Genomic DNA, 16,543 nt, shown 5'->3' on the forward strand with positions numbered 1-16,543 from the left:
CGCCGAGCGGGCCCCGGCGGCCTCGGTGCGGCCGTGACGGTCCTGCGCGGGGCCTCGGTGCAGGACGCACGGAGCCCGGGTTCCCACGAAGCGCGTCGCCCCCGCCTCCTCCGGTCCGGGTCGGCCACGACGACTGAGGGAACAATTGTGCGAAAATGATGGCGGCCCCACGGAGGCGCTGCCGCCGCCGGCGGCCGCCACGGAAGAGCGAGGCGCTTCCATGAAGTTCCTGCACACCTCGGACTGGCACATCGGCAAGGTGCTCAAGGGCCACAGCCGGCTCGACGAACAGCGGGCGGTCCTGCGTGAGATCGTCCAGGCGGCACGGGATCACCGCGTCGACGCCGTCCTCGTCGCCGGCGACCTGTACGAGTCGTCCGCCCCGCCGGCGGACGCCCAGCAGCTGCTGGTGCAGACGCTGCTCGCGTTGCGGCGCACGGGCGCCGAGGTCATCGCGATCGCCGGCAACCACGACCACGCCGCCACCTTCGACGCCTACCGGCCGCTCATGGCGAGCGCCGGGATCACCTTGGCCGGCACCGCCCGCCCCGCGGCGGACGGCGGGGTGGTGGGGTTCACCGCGCGCTCGACGGGGGAGCCGGTCACCGTCGCCCTGCTGCCGTTCCTGGCCCGGCGCCACGCGGTACGGGCCGCCCAGCTGGTCACCGAGACGCCCCGGGAGGCCGCGGCCGGCTACGGCCGGCTGGTGCGGGACCTGCTCGCCGCGCTCACGGCCGGCTTCCGCGACGACACGGTCAACCTGGTGACGGCACACCTGACGGCGGCCGGGGGAAGGCTCGGCGGGGGCGAGCGGTCCGCCCAGTCGGTCCTGGAGTACTGGGTGCCGGCCAGTGCCTTCCCGCCCGACGCCCACTACGTCGCGCTCGGGCATCTGCACCGCCGCCAGTCGCTGCCCGCACCGTGTCCGGTGCACTACTGCGGCAGCCCGATCCCCCTCGACTTCGGTGAGGAGGACGACCCCTCCGTGGTCCTCGTCGTCGAGGCCGGGATCGGCACGCCCACCCGCATCACCGCCGAGGTGCCCATCGGGTCCGGACGGCGACTGCGCACCGTACGCGGCACCGTTGACGAGCTGACCCGGCGCGCCGGGGAGTTCGGCGACGACCACCTGAGGGTGTTGCTGTGCGAACCGGCGCGCGCGGGACTGCGGCAGGACGTGCAGCGGCTGCTGCCCAACGCGCTGGAGGTGCGCATCGATCCGGGGTTCGCCGCACCGGTGCGCACCAGCGCGCCGCCTCCCCCGGCCGGCGGCGCGGACCGCAGCCCCGCCGAACTGTTCCACGCGTACTGCGTCGCCCGGGGGATCGCCGACGAACGGGTCGAGGCACTGTTCGCCAGGCTCCACGACCAGGCCACCGCCACGCACGCCTGACGGCGGGAAGGAGCCCCATGAGGCCGGTACTGCTGGAGATGGACGGCTTCGCCTCGTTCCGGGAGCCCGCCGCGGTGGACTTCCGCGCAGTGGACTGCTTCGCGCTCGTCGGCCCGACCGGATCGGGCAAGTCCACCGTCATCGACGCGATCACGTTCGCGCTGTACGGATCGGTGCCGCGGTGGAACAACCGGCGCGCGGTCGCGAACGCGCTCGCTCCCACCGTCGACCGGGGCACCGTCCGGCTCGTCTTCGACCTCGCCGACCACCGTTATGTCGCCGCCCGGGAACTGCGCCGCGCCGCCGCCGGCGGCGTCGGTGTGAGGAACGCCCGGCTGGAACGACTCGCCGACCCGGACGCGCTCGGCACGCCGGACGACATCACCGAAGTGCTCGCCTCCGAGTCCGAGGTCACGCCCGCGGTGGAAAAACTGCTCGGGCTGCCGTTCGAGCACTTCATCACCTGTGTGGTGCTGCCGCAGGGGGACTTCGCCGAGTTCCTCCACGCGCAACCGGCCAGACGGCAGGAGATCCTCGTCGAACTGATGGGCCTGGAGGTCTACCCCCGGATCGCGCGGGCGGCGAACGCGGAGGCCGAGCGCGCGAGGCAGCGCGTCGAGCTCCTCGCCCGGCAGCTCGAGGAGTTCACCGACGCGACCGCGCACGCGGAACAGGCGGCACGGGACCGGGTGGCCGCACTGGAGGAGGTCGCCGAGCGGGTCCGTGCGGCGCTCCCCGGACTCGCCGAGCGCGGCGCGGCGGTCACCGGGGCACGGCAGGCGTGCGAGACGCTGACCGCGGAACGGGACCGGTTGAGGGCGGTCGCCGTGCCGGCCGGGCTCGAGGAACTCGGCACGAGGGAACGCTGCGCCGAAGCCGCCGACGAGGCGGCCGACGAGGAACTCGCCGCGGCCGAGGCAGCCGACACGGCTGCCCGTGAGCGGCTTGCGGCGGCACCGCCCCGGGCCCCGCTCGAGCAGGCCCGCCGCGACCACGAGGAGCTCGACACGCTGGAAGGGAGGCTGCCTGCCGCGCAGGCGCTGCGACGGCACCGCGCCGTGGCGCTCCGCGACGTGAGCGCCGCCGAGGAGGAGGCCGGGAGGACCGCCCGGCAGGCGCGCCGGGCACAGGAGGCCACGGCACGGTCGCACCTGGCCGCGGCGCTGCGACCGCACCTGCGGGACGGCGCGGCGTGCCCGGTGTGCGGGCAGCGGGTCACGACGGTGCCCGGCCCGCTGACCGCCCCCGACCTGGACAGGGCCGAGCAGGCACGGGTCCGGGCCGACCGGGAGGTGGAGCGGCTGCGCGAGGCCTGGACGGAGGCGTTCGGCGCCGAGCAGCAGGCCGCCGGCGAACTGAACGCGCTCACCGGCCGGATCGCCGCCCTGCGTTCCGTCCTCGCCGGTGCCTGCACCCGGGAGCGGACGACCGCCGCACTCGCGCTCCGGGAGCAGCTGGAAAGGGACGCCGACGAGGCGGACGCGCGACTGCGGCGTGCGCGGGCCGCCCGGGCGAGCGCCGAGCAGGCCGCGACGAGCGTTCGCCGGGAGGTGCGGGCGGCCTGGTCGGCGCTCGAGCACGTGCGCGACCCGCTCGTCACGCTCGGGGCTCCGGTGCCGGACCGTGACGATCTGACCGCGGCGTGGACCGCCCTCGTCTCCTGGGCGGCGGCGGCCGCCGCCGCCCGCGAAACGGCGCTGCCCGGCGCGTACGAGAGATTGGCGGGGGTCCGCGGAGGGCTCGCCGCCGCCGAGGGCCGGCTCGCCGGTGTGCTCGCCGCCCACGGGGTGACCCTCCGTGCGGGACGGCCGCTCGCCGAGACGGCCGAGCCGACGGTCGCGGCGGCGCTGGAGCGGGCCCGGCAGGAGGCGCGGCGTCTCGTCGAACGGCGGAAGCGGGCCGCGAAGCTCGACCTGCAGCGGCAGCACGACGAGCGGACGCACCAGGTGGCGGGGACGCTCGGCCACCTCCTGCGCGCGGACGGGTTTCCCCGCTGGCTCGTCGCGACGACCCTCGACACCCTCGTCGCGGAAGCCTCCGGGACACTCGCCGAACTGTCCGGCGGGCAGTTCGAGCTGACCCACGACGACGGGAACTTCCTCGTCGTCGACCATGCCGACGCGGACAGTCGCCGGCCGGTCAGGACACTGTCCGGCGGTGAGTCGTTCCAGGCCAGCCTGGCCCTCGCCCTGGCGCTCTCGGCGCAGCTGCCGGCCATGGCCGCGGCCGGCGCCGCTCGACTGGAGTCGCTCTTCCTCGACGAGGGGTTCGGCGCGCTGGACGAGGCGGCGCTCGAGACGGTCGCCGCCACGCTGGAAGAGCTCGCGGCGCACGGGGACCGGGTGGTCGGCATCGTCACGCACATCGACGCCCTGGCCGAACGGGTGCCGGTCCGCTTCGCCGTGCGCCGCGGCCGGGGGACCTCTTCGATACGGCGGGAGGCACCGTGACCGTGTGGGCGCCGGGCAGCCGGTCCTCGCGGCGGGACTTCCGCGACGGGGCGACGGCCCGCCACCGTGGGGCCGTCCTTCGGAGCGCGTGACGAGCCGGACGGCACCGAGCCTTCCCCGGGACGTGCCGTGCGAGCTCCTCAGCCGGCCCGACAGGCGGGTGAGGCCCTTGGTGGACGGGTTCTCGACCGGGAGAACCCTCTCCACCAGGGGCTTCGCGTGCCTGTCCGCCCTCCCCCGAGCCCTCGGCTCCGCTCGGGCGGGAAAGACCCCGCCGCGTCGACGTGTCCGGCTCCGCCCCGGGCCTCCTCCCCGTACCGCACGCGTCGACCGCACGGCCCCGCCCGCCCTCCCGTCCCGCGCCGCCCGGTGCTGCTGCGCGACCGCCCCGAACGCTCCCCCGCCCGCCTCGACCGCTGAGCGGCCGGCGGATCACCCGGAGGGCTCCTCGTGCGAGCCGTCCGGCGCCCGGCGCTCCGCGGGCCGGTGCGCCGCCCAGTCGGCGCGTCCGCCCACGCCCATGACGCCGGTGTCGGCATCGAGCTCGGCGGCGGACGTACGGCGCAGCTCGCGCCGGGCGGCGCGGGCGACCAGCGGGGGAAACAGCGGCCGCAACGGCTGGCCCAGGCGCAGCCAGGGCGGCGCGTAGACGTGGTGGGCGCGGCGCCGCACGCCGGCGGCGAGCCAGTCGGCCACCTCGTCGGGGGCATGGACCTTGCGGGCGAACCAGGGCTGGTGGGCGCGCAGGGCCCGCAGCACCGGATGGTCGTCCAGACCGCTGATCATGTCGGTGCCGGTCCAGTGCAGGTAGGCGATGCCGACGACGACCCCGTCGGGCGCCACCTCGCCCCGCAGGGCCTGGGCGAAGGACTCCGCGCCCGCCTTGGAGGCGCAGTAGGCGCTCATCATCGGTGCCGAGCCGAAGGCGGCCGTCGAGGCGATCTGCAGGAAGTAGCCGCGGGTGCGGACGAGCTGGGGAAGGAATGCCCGGGCCGTGTTCGCCGATCCGACCAGGTTGACGTCGACCACACGTTGCCACAGGTCGGCGTCGGTGCGGCGGAAGGGGCCGCCGGCCGCGACGCCCGCGTTGGCCACGACCACGGCCGCGTCGCCGAGCCGTTCCGCCACCTGCCGTGCGGCGCTGTCGAGTGCCGTCCGGTCGGTGACGTCGGCCTCGACGCACAGGCTCGGAGCGGGAAGCGCCGCGGCGGCCCGCCGCAGCGTCCCGGCCTCACGTCCGAGCAGGGCCACTCGCATGCCGTCCTGGGACAGCCGCCGGGCGAGGGCCTCGCCGATGCCGCGGGCGGCCCCGGTGACGACGGCGACGCGCCCCCGCAGGGGTGAGCCCGGGGGTTCGGTGGCAGGGCGCCGGGTGGTGAGGACGTGCATACGGTTCCCGCTCCTCTTCGGCCGCCGGAGCGCCGGGCCGGAAGGGCCCGGCGGCCGCGGTTCCGCCCCGGCGGGCGTCCCGCGCGGTCGGCGACGGGTACCCGCGTGGCCTCCACGCACTCGTTCGCCGGGATGCGCGAGGTACCCGCACGCGGGCCCCAGCGGTCGGCCGCCCGACGCCTGCCCGCGCCGGCCGGGCGGGCGCGGGTCGGGCCGGGCGCGCCCCCACGCCGGGCGCCCTGACCGGAGGGCGGGCCGTACGAACGGTGAGGGCCGGCCTGCGCGCCGTCCACCTGTCCGGCCGGCAGGTGGCGGCCGGTGCCGACCAGGCCGGTCGGGCCTGTCCCGACCGGAGCCCGTACCCGGCCCGCCCCGTTCCGTGTGCGGGACGCCGCACCGGCGACGCCCTGCTGCGCGCCGGCGCCGAGGCCGGCTCCGGGGGCGCGCTGAGCGCGTTCGAACCGACCGGAGCGGTGATCGCCGCTGGAGCGGCGGGCATCCGTTCCGAGGACCGGCCGGCCCGCTGGGGACGTCGTGGCGCCGGATCCGCTGCGCGGGGAAGGGAACGACGTGCGCGTCGTCGGCCGGGGCCCGCGGACGGAAGCGGTTCCAGGGGCCGGCGCCGCGCTCCGGTGAGGGGACGGGGCCGCCGGCCCCCGTGAGGACCGCGGCGACCGCGCCCTCCTCCGCGGCGGCGAAAGGGAGGGCCGGACGGCCCGGCCCTCCCCCGTGTGTGCCGGGAGTTACTCGGTGACCTCGTGGCCGTGGCCCTCGTGCAGGCCACCGCCGCTGCCCGCCGACCCCTCGGTGTTCCGCGGCGCCACCGGCTTGCTCAGGAGGCTGGTGTCCCAGGCGTACTGGCCCACCGCGTTGGCGATGACGTCGATGTTGACGTCGAACGCCTTCATGCTGATGTTCTTCAGGTCGTCGCAGGCGGCGTGGTAGCAGGCGTCGTACGCGACGCCGGCCTCGCCGCCGTACGCCTTCGCCTGCTCGGCCGTCTTGACGCCCTCGGCACCGGTGAAGGTGCCGCCCGAGGGGATGCCCACCTCGATGAACGGCCCGTAGTCCGACCGGCCGGTGAAGTCGGTGCCCTCGTGCGGGATGCGCCGGCTGTCCAGGTAGTCGGTGATCTGCCGCTCCAACTGTGCCGAGCCGTCCGGGCCGGGACCGGCACCGACCTGGTCGGAGTCGTCGCCGTCGTAGACGAACTGGGCGTAGTTCGGCGAGGCGATCATGTCGAAGTTCAGGTACAACTTGATCTTCGCGAGGTCCGCCGCCGAGAGGCTGTCGACGTACGCCTGCGAGCCCAGCAGGCCGAACTCCTCGGCCGACCACCAGGCGAAGCGCACCTTGTTCCTGGTCTTCTCGTGGGCGAGGTTCAGGGCCACGTCCAGGATGCCGGCGGAGCCGGAACCGTTGTCGTTGATGCCCGGGCCGTCCGCCACCGAGTCCAGGTGGGCACCGAACATCACCACGTTGTCGGCGGCGCCGCCCCTGGTCTCGGCGATCACGTTGTAGGTGCGCCGGGTCTCCGAGAAGGTGCGGATCTCCAGGTTGACGGTCACCGTGCCGGCGGCGGCCTCGGCCGCGAGCGCCTCGCCGTCCGCCTGCGTGACGCCGCCCGTCGGGATCCTGGCGGCGGCCGGGTCTCCCAGGGTGCCGCTGAGCGCGCCCTCGGTGTTGTTGTAGATGATCGCGCCGACCGCGCCCGCACCGGCGGCGGCCTCCTGCTTCTCCGCGAAGGTGCAGCCGCCGCGCTTGACCAGCGCGATCTTGCCGGTGAACGTCTCGGAGGCGTAGTCCCCCGGCTCGCAGCCGCTGGTGTCGTCGACCGGCACCACCGCGACCGGGGCGGTGACGCCGCCGACCGGACTGCTGGCGGAGTACGTCATGGCGGTCACCGGGACGTCCTGCTGCTGCGGCGACACCACCCGCAGGCTCTGCGCCAGCGTCTCGGTGAACGGGAAGTCGAACTCGTTCCGGGTCACCGAGTACCCGGCCTTCCGCAGCAGGCCTTCGACGTACTCGGCCGACTTCCGGTGCCCCTGCGACCCGGCCACCCGGGTGTTCCCGTGCTTGTCGGCGATCCGCTGGAACTGTCTCAGGTGCGCGTGGGCATCCTCGGCGTCGCTCTTCCTGACGAGCTTCCTCGCGAGCTTGGCAGCCTCCTTGGCGGGGTCGCTGTGGGCGGAGGCGGCGCCCGATCCGATCAGCAGCAGCGGCGTCATGAGCCCTGCGACGGATACGGCGGCTACCGTGGTGCGGCGGTTCCGAGCGTTCAAAGCGCTTCCTTCCGGCGGTCCATGAGGAATGGGCGGGAAACCGAGAACGGGCCGAACGACGTGCGGCGGTACTCCGGGCAGGCAGGGATGGCTGGAACGCTCCCCCCTGCCACCGGCAAGGAGAAAGGTATCTGCTCAATAACCGCTTGGTAATGGATTGACGGGAATCTCCGGCGCCGGTTCCGCCCGTGCGCACCGATCGGCCGCCGGCCCGGCGAAGTCGGCCGGAAACCACCGGTGCTGACCGGTGCCGCACCGGGCGACGGCCGCCCCGGGGTGACGTGTCACCCGGTCGCCGTGCCGGGCGGTGCCGGACGGCCGGAATGAGCACCTGGCTGACCATGCGCCGGGGGCGAGGACCACCCTCGCGGTGACGGAACCGACACCGCAGGCGGCGGGTTCGGGGAGCGACCGCCCGAACCGTGGTGTCCGAGCGCCGGCCACGGGCGACGTCGGCCGGCCGGGCGAACCGGCCGCTTCCCGGCCTCCACCGGCACCGCCGTCGGTCCCGTCGACGAGGTCGGTGGTGACGGCGTGCTGGGCCGGGCCGGCCTCAAGGGCGGCGATCCGCGCGGGGCGTTGGCGCGCCGGCCGCCGCCGTCCGGGACACCGCCCGCCGACGGAGCGGAACGGGGGCCCGGCCCGGTGCGGGGCCGGACCCCGGCCGTCCGGCGGCATCCGGACGGAGCGGTGCCCGGGTGGCACGCCGGCGCGGGGTTCGCGGCGGCTGCCGGGCCTCAGCCGGAAGCGGGACGGGGCCCGCGGACCCGCAGCTGCGGGTCCGTCACCCCGCCGGGGCACGCCAGTGGTTCCATCTCCCACCCGGCGCATCGGGCACCGGCCCGGTAGGCGCTTTCGTAGAAGGCGAGCACGGCGGCACGGGGATCGGCCTCGGCGCGGACCTCGTCGTACCGCAGTACGGCCAAGTGGCCGTTGTCCCGGGCGATCCAGCGTGCCGTCGCGGGCCGGAGCGTCTCCTCGGCCAGGTGCGCCGGTTCCGGAGCGGTGTAGGAGTAGAACGCGGGCTCGGGGAAGGTGTCGTCTCCGAACCAGAAGCCGAAGCTGATCACCTCCCGGGAGTACGCCTCCCGGGTGACCGGGTCGACCTGCTCGGGCTGCTCGATGCGGCGGTCGGAGAACCGGGTGTGCGCGAGGTCGAAGGTGTGCCAGAAGTGGTGCACCGGGCTCACCTTCCCCGCATACCCCGCGGCGAATTCCTCCAGCACCGACGCCACCTGGCTGAGCACCCGCCAGTAGCGGTTGGCCTGTGCGGGGTCGTACGTCGCGTGCTCGGTGTCCTCGGCGAACGGCCGGCCGGAATCGGGCAGGTCGAAGGGCCTGGGCGCGTCGAGCCGCACCCGGATGCCCAGCGCGGCCAGCGCGTCCATGACCGCGTCGTGGAAGGACGCCACGGACCGGCCGATGAGAGGGAGGGAGACATTCCGGCCGTCCAGAACCGAGACCACCAGCTGGTGCGCGACGAAGTCGAAGTCCACCGTGAAGATCGGGTTGCCGTCGACCTGCCCCATCGGGCGAGTCGTGATGCCGCGGCCGGTGAGGTGGAACGGGACGTTCCACCAGTGGTTGCGCCGGGCGCTGGCGGCGAGACGGACCTTCCCGACGACCTGCGCGAAGCGATGGAGCGTCTCTTTGGTGTCGCGCCACTCGGCGAGCGGCATCGGCGGGAACAGCTCCACGGTCATCATCCTTCCCTGCCGGCCGGGGCGGAGCCTGGACGACCATGATGACCACGCCGGGCAGGTGTGGCATCTCGTGACCCCGGGAGGCCCCCGGTCGAACGGCGGGGCGGTGACCCGGACGAGCGGACGCGGTGGACTCGCGGACGTCCGCCCCGCACTCGGGGCGGACGCTGCCGTCGAACGCCGCGCCCGGGGCCGGGCGTCAGCTTCGGAGCGCGCGAGGGCACCGGCGTGGTTGACGGAGACGGCCGTGACGCCCGCCGGCACGCCCACCGGCCCCGGTGACCAACGGCCTGCGGCGATCGGCCTGTCCGACCTGTCGTACCTCCTCGGTGCGGCGTTCGGACCGGCTGCCGTCCTGCTTCCGGCCCTCCGACAGCCGCCCGTCCGGTTTCGCGGGCGCGGCCGCGCACGCGCCCCGTGGTCCGCGGCGTCTCCGAACCGGTGAGCCGGGCGGGTCACGCCCCGGGCGACCGAGGTGGACGGCCCGGCCGTCGGCACGGAACACCGCGGCGGCGGGGCCTGCTGAGGTCGCTCGGTGACACGGCACCGACGAGCGACACCGGGAGGCCCTTCCTGCACGCCTCGCCCCGGCAGGAACCCCGGCCGGGCACCCGCGTCCGGGAGCCGCCGCCCGGGGGCGGGGAAGCAACGGCTTCCCCGCCCCCGCGCCCCTCCCCCGCCCCGCTCGGCTGCGCGTTCCCTGAACGGAACCGTTCCGCCCGGCCGTCGAGCATCCGGGCCACTTCGTGCCGGCGCACCTCGCCGGAGGACTCACGGACGTCCCCGACGAGCGGTTCCGGGGCTTCCGTACCACCCACGCCGGCGGATCCGGTGCGGTCGACGGGAGTGCCGGTACCCCGGCCGTGGTCGAGGGCGCCGCTCCGGTGGCGTGGTCATCCGTCGAGGAAACGCAGCAACTCGGCGGTGACGAACCCGGGGTTCTCCTCGACGAGCCAGTGCCCGGCGTCCGGCACGTCCACCGCCCGCACGATGTTGGTCATGCGCGGGACCACCGTGTCCCGGACCGCGTCGAGCTGCCCCTGGGCGGTCATGAGCAGGGTCGGGACGCGTACCGGTGCCGCTGCCACGGTGTCGCGGACGTCCGTGTCGAGGGCGCGGTAGAGCTCGAAGCCGCCCGACAGGGCCTCGGGCCGGCTGTAGGTGCGTGCGTACTCGTCGATCTCGGTGTCGGTGAACGGGGAGCGGTCGGAGGTGCCACCGAACGCCGTACCGCCGAACGAGACCTGGGGGTAGAACAGTGCCAGGTACTCGCGGACGTCGTCGCCCACGACCGCCTCGGGGACCCGCCGCTGGGAGTGGAAGGCGATGTGCCAGCTCAGTGAGCGGTAGGTGGACGCATCGATCGCGGGCCCGGGCAGCGGCAGGTCGAGGTAGCCGAGGCGTGCGGTGTCGTCGGGGAATCGGCTGGCGTACTGGAATGCCACTGCGGCGCCGAGGTCGTGCCCTACGACACGGGCGTCGTCCACCCCGAGACGATCGGCGATCAGCGTGTGCACGTACCGCGCCAGCGTGGCTTTGTCGTAGCCGGCCGGTGAGCCGGTGCTGTCGCCCAGCCCGGGAAGGTCGACGGCGTAGACGGTGTGGTGCTCGGCGAGTTCCGGCATGATCGGCCACCAGCCGTACCAGGTCTGCGGCCAACCGTGTATCAGCACGACCGGTGGGCCGCTGCCCCCGGTCACGTAGTGCATGCGGACGCCCTCGACGTCGGCGAACCCGTGTCGGAAGGTGTTCCGGAACCGGGGGTCGTCCCGCGTCGCGGCGGCGTGGAGGGGAACGTCGTCGCCGGTTGCCGGCGTGGCGCAGGCGGTGGTGCCGACGGTGAGCAGGAGGGTGAGCGTGACGGTTGCCACCGTGCGCGCGGACCGGAGGAAGCGGCGCGGCAGCGGCCGTAGTGCTGCGATCATGTGTGTTCGTCCTGGAGAAGGTGGGTCAGCGGCCGGTCGAGCCGTCGATGAGTTCGCGGAGGACGTCCGCGTGGCCCGCGTGGCGGCCGGTCTCCTCGATCATGTGGGTGTGTGCCCGGCGGACGCTGGGGGCGGGGCGGTCCGACTGCGGTCGGGGGACGGGCGCGCCGAGGTCGGTGCACCGGTCGGGTACTTCGTTCGCGCGCTCGACCGCGTCTCGGCAGCGGGCCACGACATCGGCCACGCTGTCCGTCGGCGCGGCGTGGAAGGTCGCGTCCCAGTCGGCGACGTCGTCTCCGAGAAGGTCGAACGCTCGACGAAGGCCAGGTGGTCGAGCAGGCCGAGCAGGTTCGTGCTCGAGGGCACTGCGGCTGTGCGCACCTGCGGTTCGGGGGCGCCGTCGACCTTCGCGGCGATCGAAGACCGCAGGTGGTCGAGGAATCCGCGCAGGACCTCGGTCTCGCTGTGTCCGGTCCGGGGCGGCGGAGCGTCGCGGTGGTCGCGGCGCGTGGTGCTGGGCACGGGGGTCTCCTTGCCTTCGGTGGGGCCGGCCGCGGGGTCAGGCGGTGCGGCGGACGAGGAGGACGTGGTCGGTGACCTCGGCGGTGCGCCCGTCCGGGCCGGTCGCGATCCGGCGGGGTGCGTCGGCTCGCTCGACCGTCCACGTGGCCGGGTCCAGACCGATGTCCGCGGCGACTTCCCGGGGGCCCGGGTACCGGATGCCGGGATCCTGGTCCCACGACCACGGCGCGGTCGGGCCGTGGTCGACGACCAGCAGCCGTCCGCCCGCGCGCAGCGCGTGCGCGGCCGCGCGCAGGACCGCTGTCCGGTCCAGGTCGAAGGGGGTGTGCAGGTAGTGGGCGCAGATCAGGTCGAACTCACCGGACGGGAAGGACTCGCGCAGGTCGTGCCGCGCCGCGGTGACGCGCTCGCCCAGGCCGTGTGCGCGGGCGAGGGCGGCGAGCCGCTCGACCGCCACGGCCGAGAGGTCGACGGCGGTGACGCGCCATCCCCGGCGGGCGAGCCACAGCGCGTCGCCGCCGTTGCCGCACCCGAGGTCCAGCGCGTCACCGGGCGGCAGGCCCGCCACCGTCTCGGTGAGGCGGACGTTCGGCCGGGGGGCGCCGGCTTCCGGCCGGGCCGCGTGGACGCCGTCCCAGAACGCGGTCGCATCGGGGGTGCTCATCAGGGGGCTCCTTGTGTCGGTGGGCCGCTCGGTCCGTGTGCCGCTCAGTCTTGCGAGCCGCCCCGCGACGTGGCACGGAATCTTGCGGTTGTGGCAAGGTGGCCCGATGGATCACCCCAGGGACGACGACGTGCTCGATGCGGTCGGGGCACGGCTTCGCGCACTGCGCCGCGACCGCGGCATCACCCTCGCCGACCTCGCGGCGACGACCGGCGTCTCGGAGAGCACCCTGTCCCGGCTGGAGAACGGGCAGCGCAGGCCGACCCTGGAGCTGTTGCTGCCCCTGGCCCGGGTCCACGGCGTTCCGCTGGACGACCTCGTCGGCGCCCCGCCCACCGGTGACCCCCGGATCCACCTCAAGCCGATCAGGCGGTTCGGCATGACCTTCGTGCCCCTGTCCCGGCGGCCGGGCGGGGTGCACGCGTTCAAAATGATCATCCCCGCGGAGTCGGAGCCGCTGGAGCCGACCCCGCAGACCCATGAGGGTTCCGAATGGCTCTACGTGCTCAGCGGTCGTCTGCGGCTCGTGCTCGGCGAGCGCGACCTGACGCTGCCGCCCGGTGAGGCGGCCGAGTTCGACACGTCCCTGCCGCACTGGCTGGGCAGCGCCGACGGCGGTGCGGTCGAGCTTCTCGTCCTGTTCGGCCTGCAGGGGGTCCGTGCGCACGTGCGCACCGGCCCTCATCGGTCGTCGCGGGCCGGGAAGCACCGGTGAGCCCGGGGGGACGAGCTTCCTGTCCGGCGTCCGCGACACCCGGCACGGACCCGACCGGACCGTCGTCCCCCCGCCACAGCCCTGCGTGTGCTCATCAGCGGGTGGAGCAGTCGGTTCTCCGAGGCGGACGCCACCGGACCCGTGCGCCCCGGAAGGGCTCGGGCGTCGTCTCCGCGCCGCCGGGCACATCGGTCGCGTGCTCCGCCGCCGCGGCCCGGTCGTCCCGTCCGGGGCGATGACCTTCCCGGCGGCACCGGTCCGGTCCGGATGCGGCTCAGGTCACCGAACTCCCGGTGGCGTCCCGCCCCGAGCCGGGCCGTAGTGCGCAGGCACCAGGACAGGTGGGTGGCTGGTCCGGGCGCACCAGGCCAGGACGGTTGCGGGGGCCGATGCCCGCCGGGGCGCCGGAGGGAAGTGTGGGAGGCGCGCGAGAACCCGCGCGTTCCCCCTCCCAGTGGTGTCTGGAGTGATCAGCAGATGACAGCTTCTCCCTACCGGATCGGACGGTGGGCCTCGCGGCGGCGCCGGCTCGCGGGCGGTCCGTGGCCGGGTTTTCCGGCACCGGCCGGCGCCACGACCGCGGCGGCGGCCGGGGAGGCGGAGGACCTCTCCGTGCCCGGCACCGAGGCCGGGGAGGCGGAGGACCTCTCCGTGCCCGGCACCGAGGCGCGGAAGGCGTTCGGCCTGCCGGGTGAGCGCCGGTGAGCACGACGTCCGCACCCGGGACCGTGGCCTCCCCGGTCCGCCTCGGGTGGCTGCCGATCGGCGCCCTCGGCGTCCTGGCACTCGCCCTCGGCACCCTGCAGTCAGTGGTGGAGCCCGCACTCCCGTTGCTGCAACGGGAGTTGGGGGTCGGTACCGGCGAAGGGGCTCTGATCGGCAACGCGTTGCTCGTCACCGGCGCGGTCGTCACCCCCGTCGCGGGTAAACTCGGCGACCGCCACGGCGGGAAACGGGTGCTGGTCGGGTTGATGGCCGTGGTCTCGGCCGGTGGTCTGCTGGCCGGCCTGGCGCCGAACCTGCCGGTGCTGTTGCTCGGTCAGGTACTGCAGGGCGTCATGGTGGGCGCGCTGCCCCTGTCCTTCATCCTGGTGCGCAAACACCTCACGGCAGGCGAGTCGCAGACGGCGATCGGGCTGGTCGTCGCACTGTTCGCGGGCGGCAGCGTGGTGGGGACGCTGCTTGCCGGGCCGATCGCGGAAGGACTGTCCTGGCAGTGGATGTTCGGGCTGCCGACGATCGCGGTCGTCGTGACGACGCTGGCCGTGACGCGGCTGATGCCGCGTGATCCGCCGGTCCCGTCGGACGACGGGATCGACTGGCCCGGCACGGTCCTGCTGAGCGGCACGCTGCTCGCGTTCATGCTCGGGCTCGTGGCGGTGACGAGGGACGGCGGCGCGCCGCCCCTCGTGGTCGGTGCCCTCGCGGTGGTCGTGGCCGCCCTCGCGACCGGGTGGGTCGTCGTCGAGCGCCGGGCGACCTCGCCGATGGTCGATCTGCGCATGCTGGCGAAGCCCGCGATGTGGCACGCGTGCGTGCTCACCCTCGTCATCACCGTCAGTTCCGGGATGGTGCTTCTCCTCCTCCCGCAGCTGTTCGCGGTGTCGGCCGACGGGTACGGCTTCGGAGCCAGCACCACCGACATCGGGCTGTTCCTGCTGCCCGGCGTCTTCGCCGGGGCGGTGAGCGATTCGGTCGGCGGGATCGCGGCGCGGCGCTTCGGTCCGCGTGCCGTGGTCGTCGTGGGCACCGTCGTCACGGCGGCCACGTTGGTCGCCCTGGCGTCGCTGCACACCGCGGAGTGGCAGCTCGTCCTCGCGAAGGTGCTGACCGCGGTCGCCGCGGGCGCCGGTACCACGGCGTTGCTCGCCGGCACCGCCACCTCCGTCGAGACCAAGGACATCGGCATCGCCACCGGCCTGCTCGTGGTCACCCGCGTGATCGGCGTCGCCCTGGGCGTCCAGATCGCCGGCGCGATCCTCGACGCCGGGACCGAACCGATGACGGGCCGGCCGGCCGAGTCGGCCTTCGTCACGGGGTTCGTCGTCGCCGGCCTCGTCGCCGCGCTGTCCCTGCTCTTCGTCCGCATCACCAGCAAAGGAGTCCGGGCATGACACCCACCGGTCCGTCGACGAACGTGAGTACCACCGGGAAGCGCGACGTCCTGGTCTGCGGGGCCGGTGTCTCCGGACTCGCGCTGGCGTACTGGCTGCACCGGTCCGGACACGCGGTCACCGTGGTGGAGAAGGCGGGCGCACCGCGCGACGGTGGTTACCCGATCGATGTCCGCGGCACCGCGACCGAGGTGGTCCGGCGGATGGGGATGCTGCCGCGGCTGAGGGACGCCCACATCGACTTGCGTCGCTGCACCTTTCTCGACGCCGACGGCGGTGAAGTGGCCTCGGTCAGTCCGAGCGCCGTCGCCGGCGGTGCCGGGGGACAGGACATCGAGGTGCGTCGTGGGGATCTGACCGCGCTCCTCCACGCGGTGGTCCGCGACGACGTGGAATTCCTGTTCGGCGACTTCGTCGACACCTTCGACCAGTCCGGACACGGGGTCGACGTCACTTTCCGCAGCGGGCGACAGCGCACGTTCGACCTGGTGGTCGGCGCCGACGGTGCGCACTCGCGCACCCGGGGGGCCCTGTTCGGCCCCGAAGAGCGGTTCCACCGCTATCTCGGCTACTGCTTCGCCGTGTTCACCATGCCGAACACCTTCGGGCTCTCCCGCGAGCTCGTGCTGTGGAACACCCCGGGGAAGGCCGCGGCCCTCTACGCCGTCGGGGACGACGACGAGCTGCACGCCTTCCTGAACTTCCACCGGCCGGAACCGCCGGCCGGTGCCCTCCGGAACCCCGGCGCCCAGCGGGAGCTGGTCGCCGCGGTCTTCGCGGACGCGGGATGGGAGGTCCCCGGCATGGTCGGCGCCATGCGCGACGCGGATGACCTGTTCTTCGACACGGCCGGTCAGATCCGCATGCCCCACTGGTCCAGCGGCCGCGTCGCACTCGTCGGCGACGCCGCGTACGCGCCCTCGTTCCTCACCGGACAAGGCTCGAGCCTCGCACTGGTCGGTGCCTACGTGCTCGCCGACGCCCTGGCCGCGCACCGGGACCACGCCGCGGCCTTCACCGCCTACGAACGCGACATGCGCGAGTTCGTGGCCCTGAACCAGGCACTGGTCGACAGCGGCGCGGCCACGCTCTTCCCCACCACGGCGGGGGCCCTGGAACGACGCAACGCCCTGCTGCGTGACCTCGGCACCATGCCCTCCGGGACAGCACGACCGGCCCACTCGGCCCTCACACTGCCCGAGTTCGCCCCGATGCCGTGACCTGACACGTCAGCCGGGCCCCTCCACGTCCGCCGGTCGGCGGCTCGGGTGCGGGAAGCGTCCCGGGACGGGGGGGGGGGGGGGGGGGGGGGGGGGGGGGGGGGGGGGGGGGGGGGGGGGGGGGGGGGGGGGGGGGGGGGGGGGGGGGGGGGGGGGGGGGGGG

Annotated in this window: 11 protein-coding genes and 1 pseudogene; 6 read left to right on the top strand and 6 right to left on the bottom strand. The window is 74.6% G+C overall.

Translation table 11 applies throughout. The features are described from left to right. Positions 1-220: 220 nt before the first annotated feature. Together ACZ56B_RS27250 and ACZ56B_RS27255 are read left to right on the top strand one after the other, a co-directional pair. Positions 221-1,393, top strand: coding sequence for an exonuclease SbcCD subunit D (locus ACZ56B_RS27250; RefSeq protein ID WP_468796034.1), 1,173 nt, complete (start codon positions 221-223; stop codon positions 1,391-1,393). A 17-nt stretch (positions 1,394-1,410) separates the two neighbouring features. Continuing rightward, entirely contained in the window at positions 1,411-3,843 is a 2,433-nt protein-coding gene (locus ACZ56B_RS27255; protein ID WP_468796037.1) for an AAA family ATPase, read from the top strand. 432 nt (positions 3,844-4,275) lie between these two features. Here ACZ56B_RS27255 and ACZ56B_RS27260 read toward each other — a convergent pair whose 3' ends face one another. From ACZ56B_RS27260 to ACZ56B_RS27285, 6 genes and pseudogenes are all read right to left on the bottom strand, one after another. Beyond that, a complete protein-coding gene (locus ACZ56B_RS27260) occupies positions 4,276-5,232 on the bottom strand; it encodes an SDR family oxidoreductase (RefSeq protein WP_468796040.1) in 957 nt (318 codons plus the stop codon). Between the two features lie 743 nt (positions 5,233-5,975). Next, complete coding sequence (locus ACZ56B_RS27265; protein ID WP_468796043.1) at positions 5,976-7,517, bottom strand: M28 family metallopeptidase; 1,542 nt, start codon at positions 7,515-7,517, stop codon at positions 5,976-5,978. Between the two features lie 737 nt (positions 7,518-8,254). Continuing rightward, the gene (locus tag ACZ56B_RS27270) at positions 8,255-9,214 is read right to left on the bottom strand and encodes a DUF5996 family protein (RefSeq protein ID WP_468796067.1); all 960 of its coding nucleotides are present in this window, start codon (positions 9,212-9,214) and stop codon (positions 8,255-8,257) included. Between the two features lie 899 nt (positions 9,215-10,113). Further along, positions 10,114-11,145, bottom strand: a complete 1,032-nt coding sequence (locus tag ACZ56B_RS27275) for an alpha/beta fold hydrolase (RefSeq protein WP_468796046.1) — start codon at positions 11,143-11,145, stop codon at positions 10,114-10,116. A 25-nt stretch (positions 11,146-11,170) separates the two neighbouring features. After that, positions 11,171-11,595 (bottom strand): annotated as a pseudogene (locus ACZ56B_RS27280) (DinB family protein). Between the two features lie 109 nt (positions 11,596-11,704). Then, the gene (locus ACZ56B_RS27285) at positions 11,705-12,331 is read right to left on the bottom strand and encodes an SAM-dependent methyltransferase (RefSeq protein WP_468796049.1); all 627 of its coding nucleotides are present in this window, start codon (positions 12,329-12,331) and stop codon (positions 11,705-11,707) included. A gap of 106 nt (positions 12,332-12,437) precedes the next feature. On the opposite strand from ACZ56B_RS27285, the gene ACZ56B_RS27290 reads away from it, so the two are divergent. The 4 genes from ACZ56B_RS27290 to ACZ56B_RS27305 all read left to right on the top strand — a co-directional run bounded on the left by ACZ56B_RS27290 (position 12,438) and on the right by ACZ56B_RS27305 (position 16,380). After that, the gene (locus tag ACZ56B_RS27290; protein WP_468796052.1) at positions 12,438-13,046 is read left to right on the top strand and encodes a helix-turn-helix domain-containing protein; all 609 of its coding nucleotides are present in this window, start codon (positions 12,438-12,440) and stop codon (positions 13,044-13,046) included. Positions 13,047-13,523: 477 nt separating this feature from the next. Beyond that, positions 13,524-13,751: a hypothetical protein gene (locus ACZ56B_RS27295; protein WP_468796055.1), complete on the top strand. Its 228-nt coding sequence runs from the start codon at positions 13,524-13,526 to the stop codon at positions 13,749-13,751. Then, positions 13,748-15,160, top strand: a complete 1,413-nt coding sequence (locus ACZ56B_RS27300; RefSeq protein WP_468796058.1) for an MFS transporter — start codon at positions 13,748-13,750, stop codon at positions 15,158-15,160. Before ACZ56B_RS27295 ends, ACZ56B_RS27300 begins: the two co-directional genes overlap by 4 nt. Then, positions 15,157-16,380, top strand: coding sequence for an FAD-dependent oxidoreductase (locus ACZ56B_RS27305; protein WP_468796061.1), 1,224 nt, complete (start codon positions 15,157-15,159; stop codon positions 16,378-16,380). The genes ACZ56B_RS27300 and ACZ56B_RS27305 overlap by 4 nt, the downstream gene beginning before the upstream one ends. Positions 16,381-16,543 lie beyond the last annotated feature (163 nt).

It is taken from the genome of Streptomyces sp. NPDC034670 (assembly GCF_055574875.1).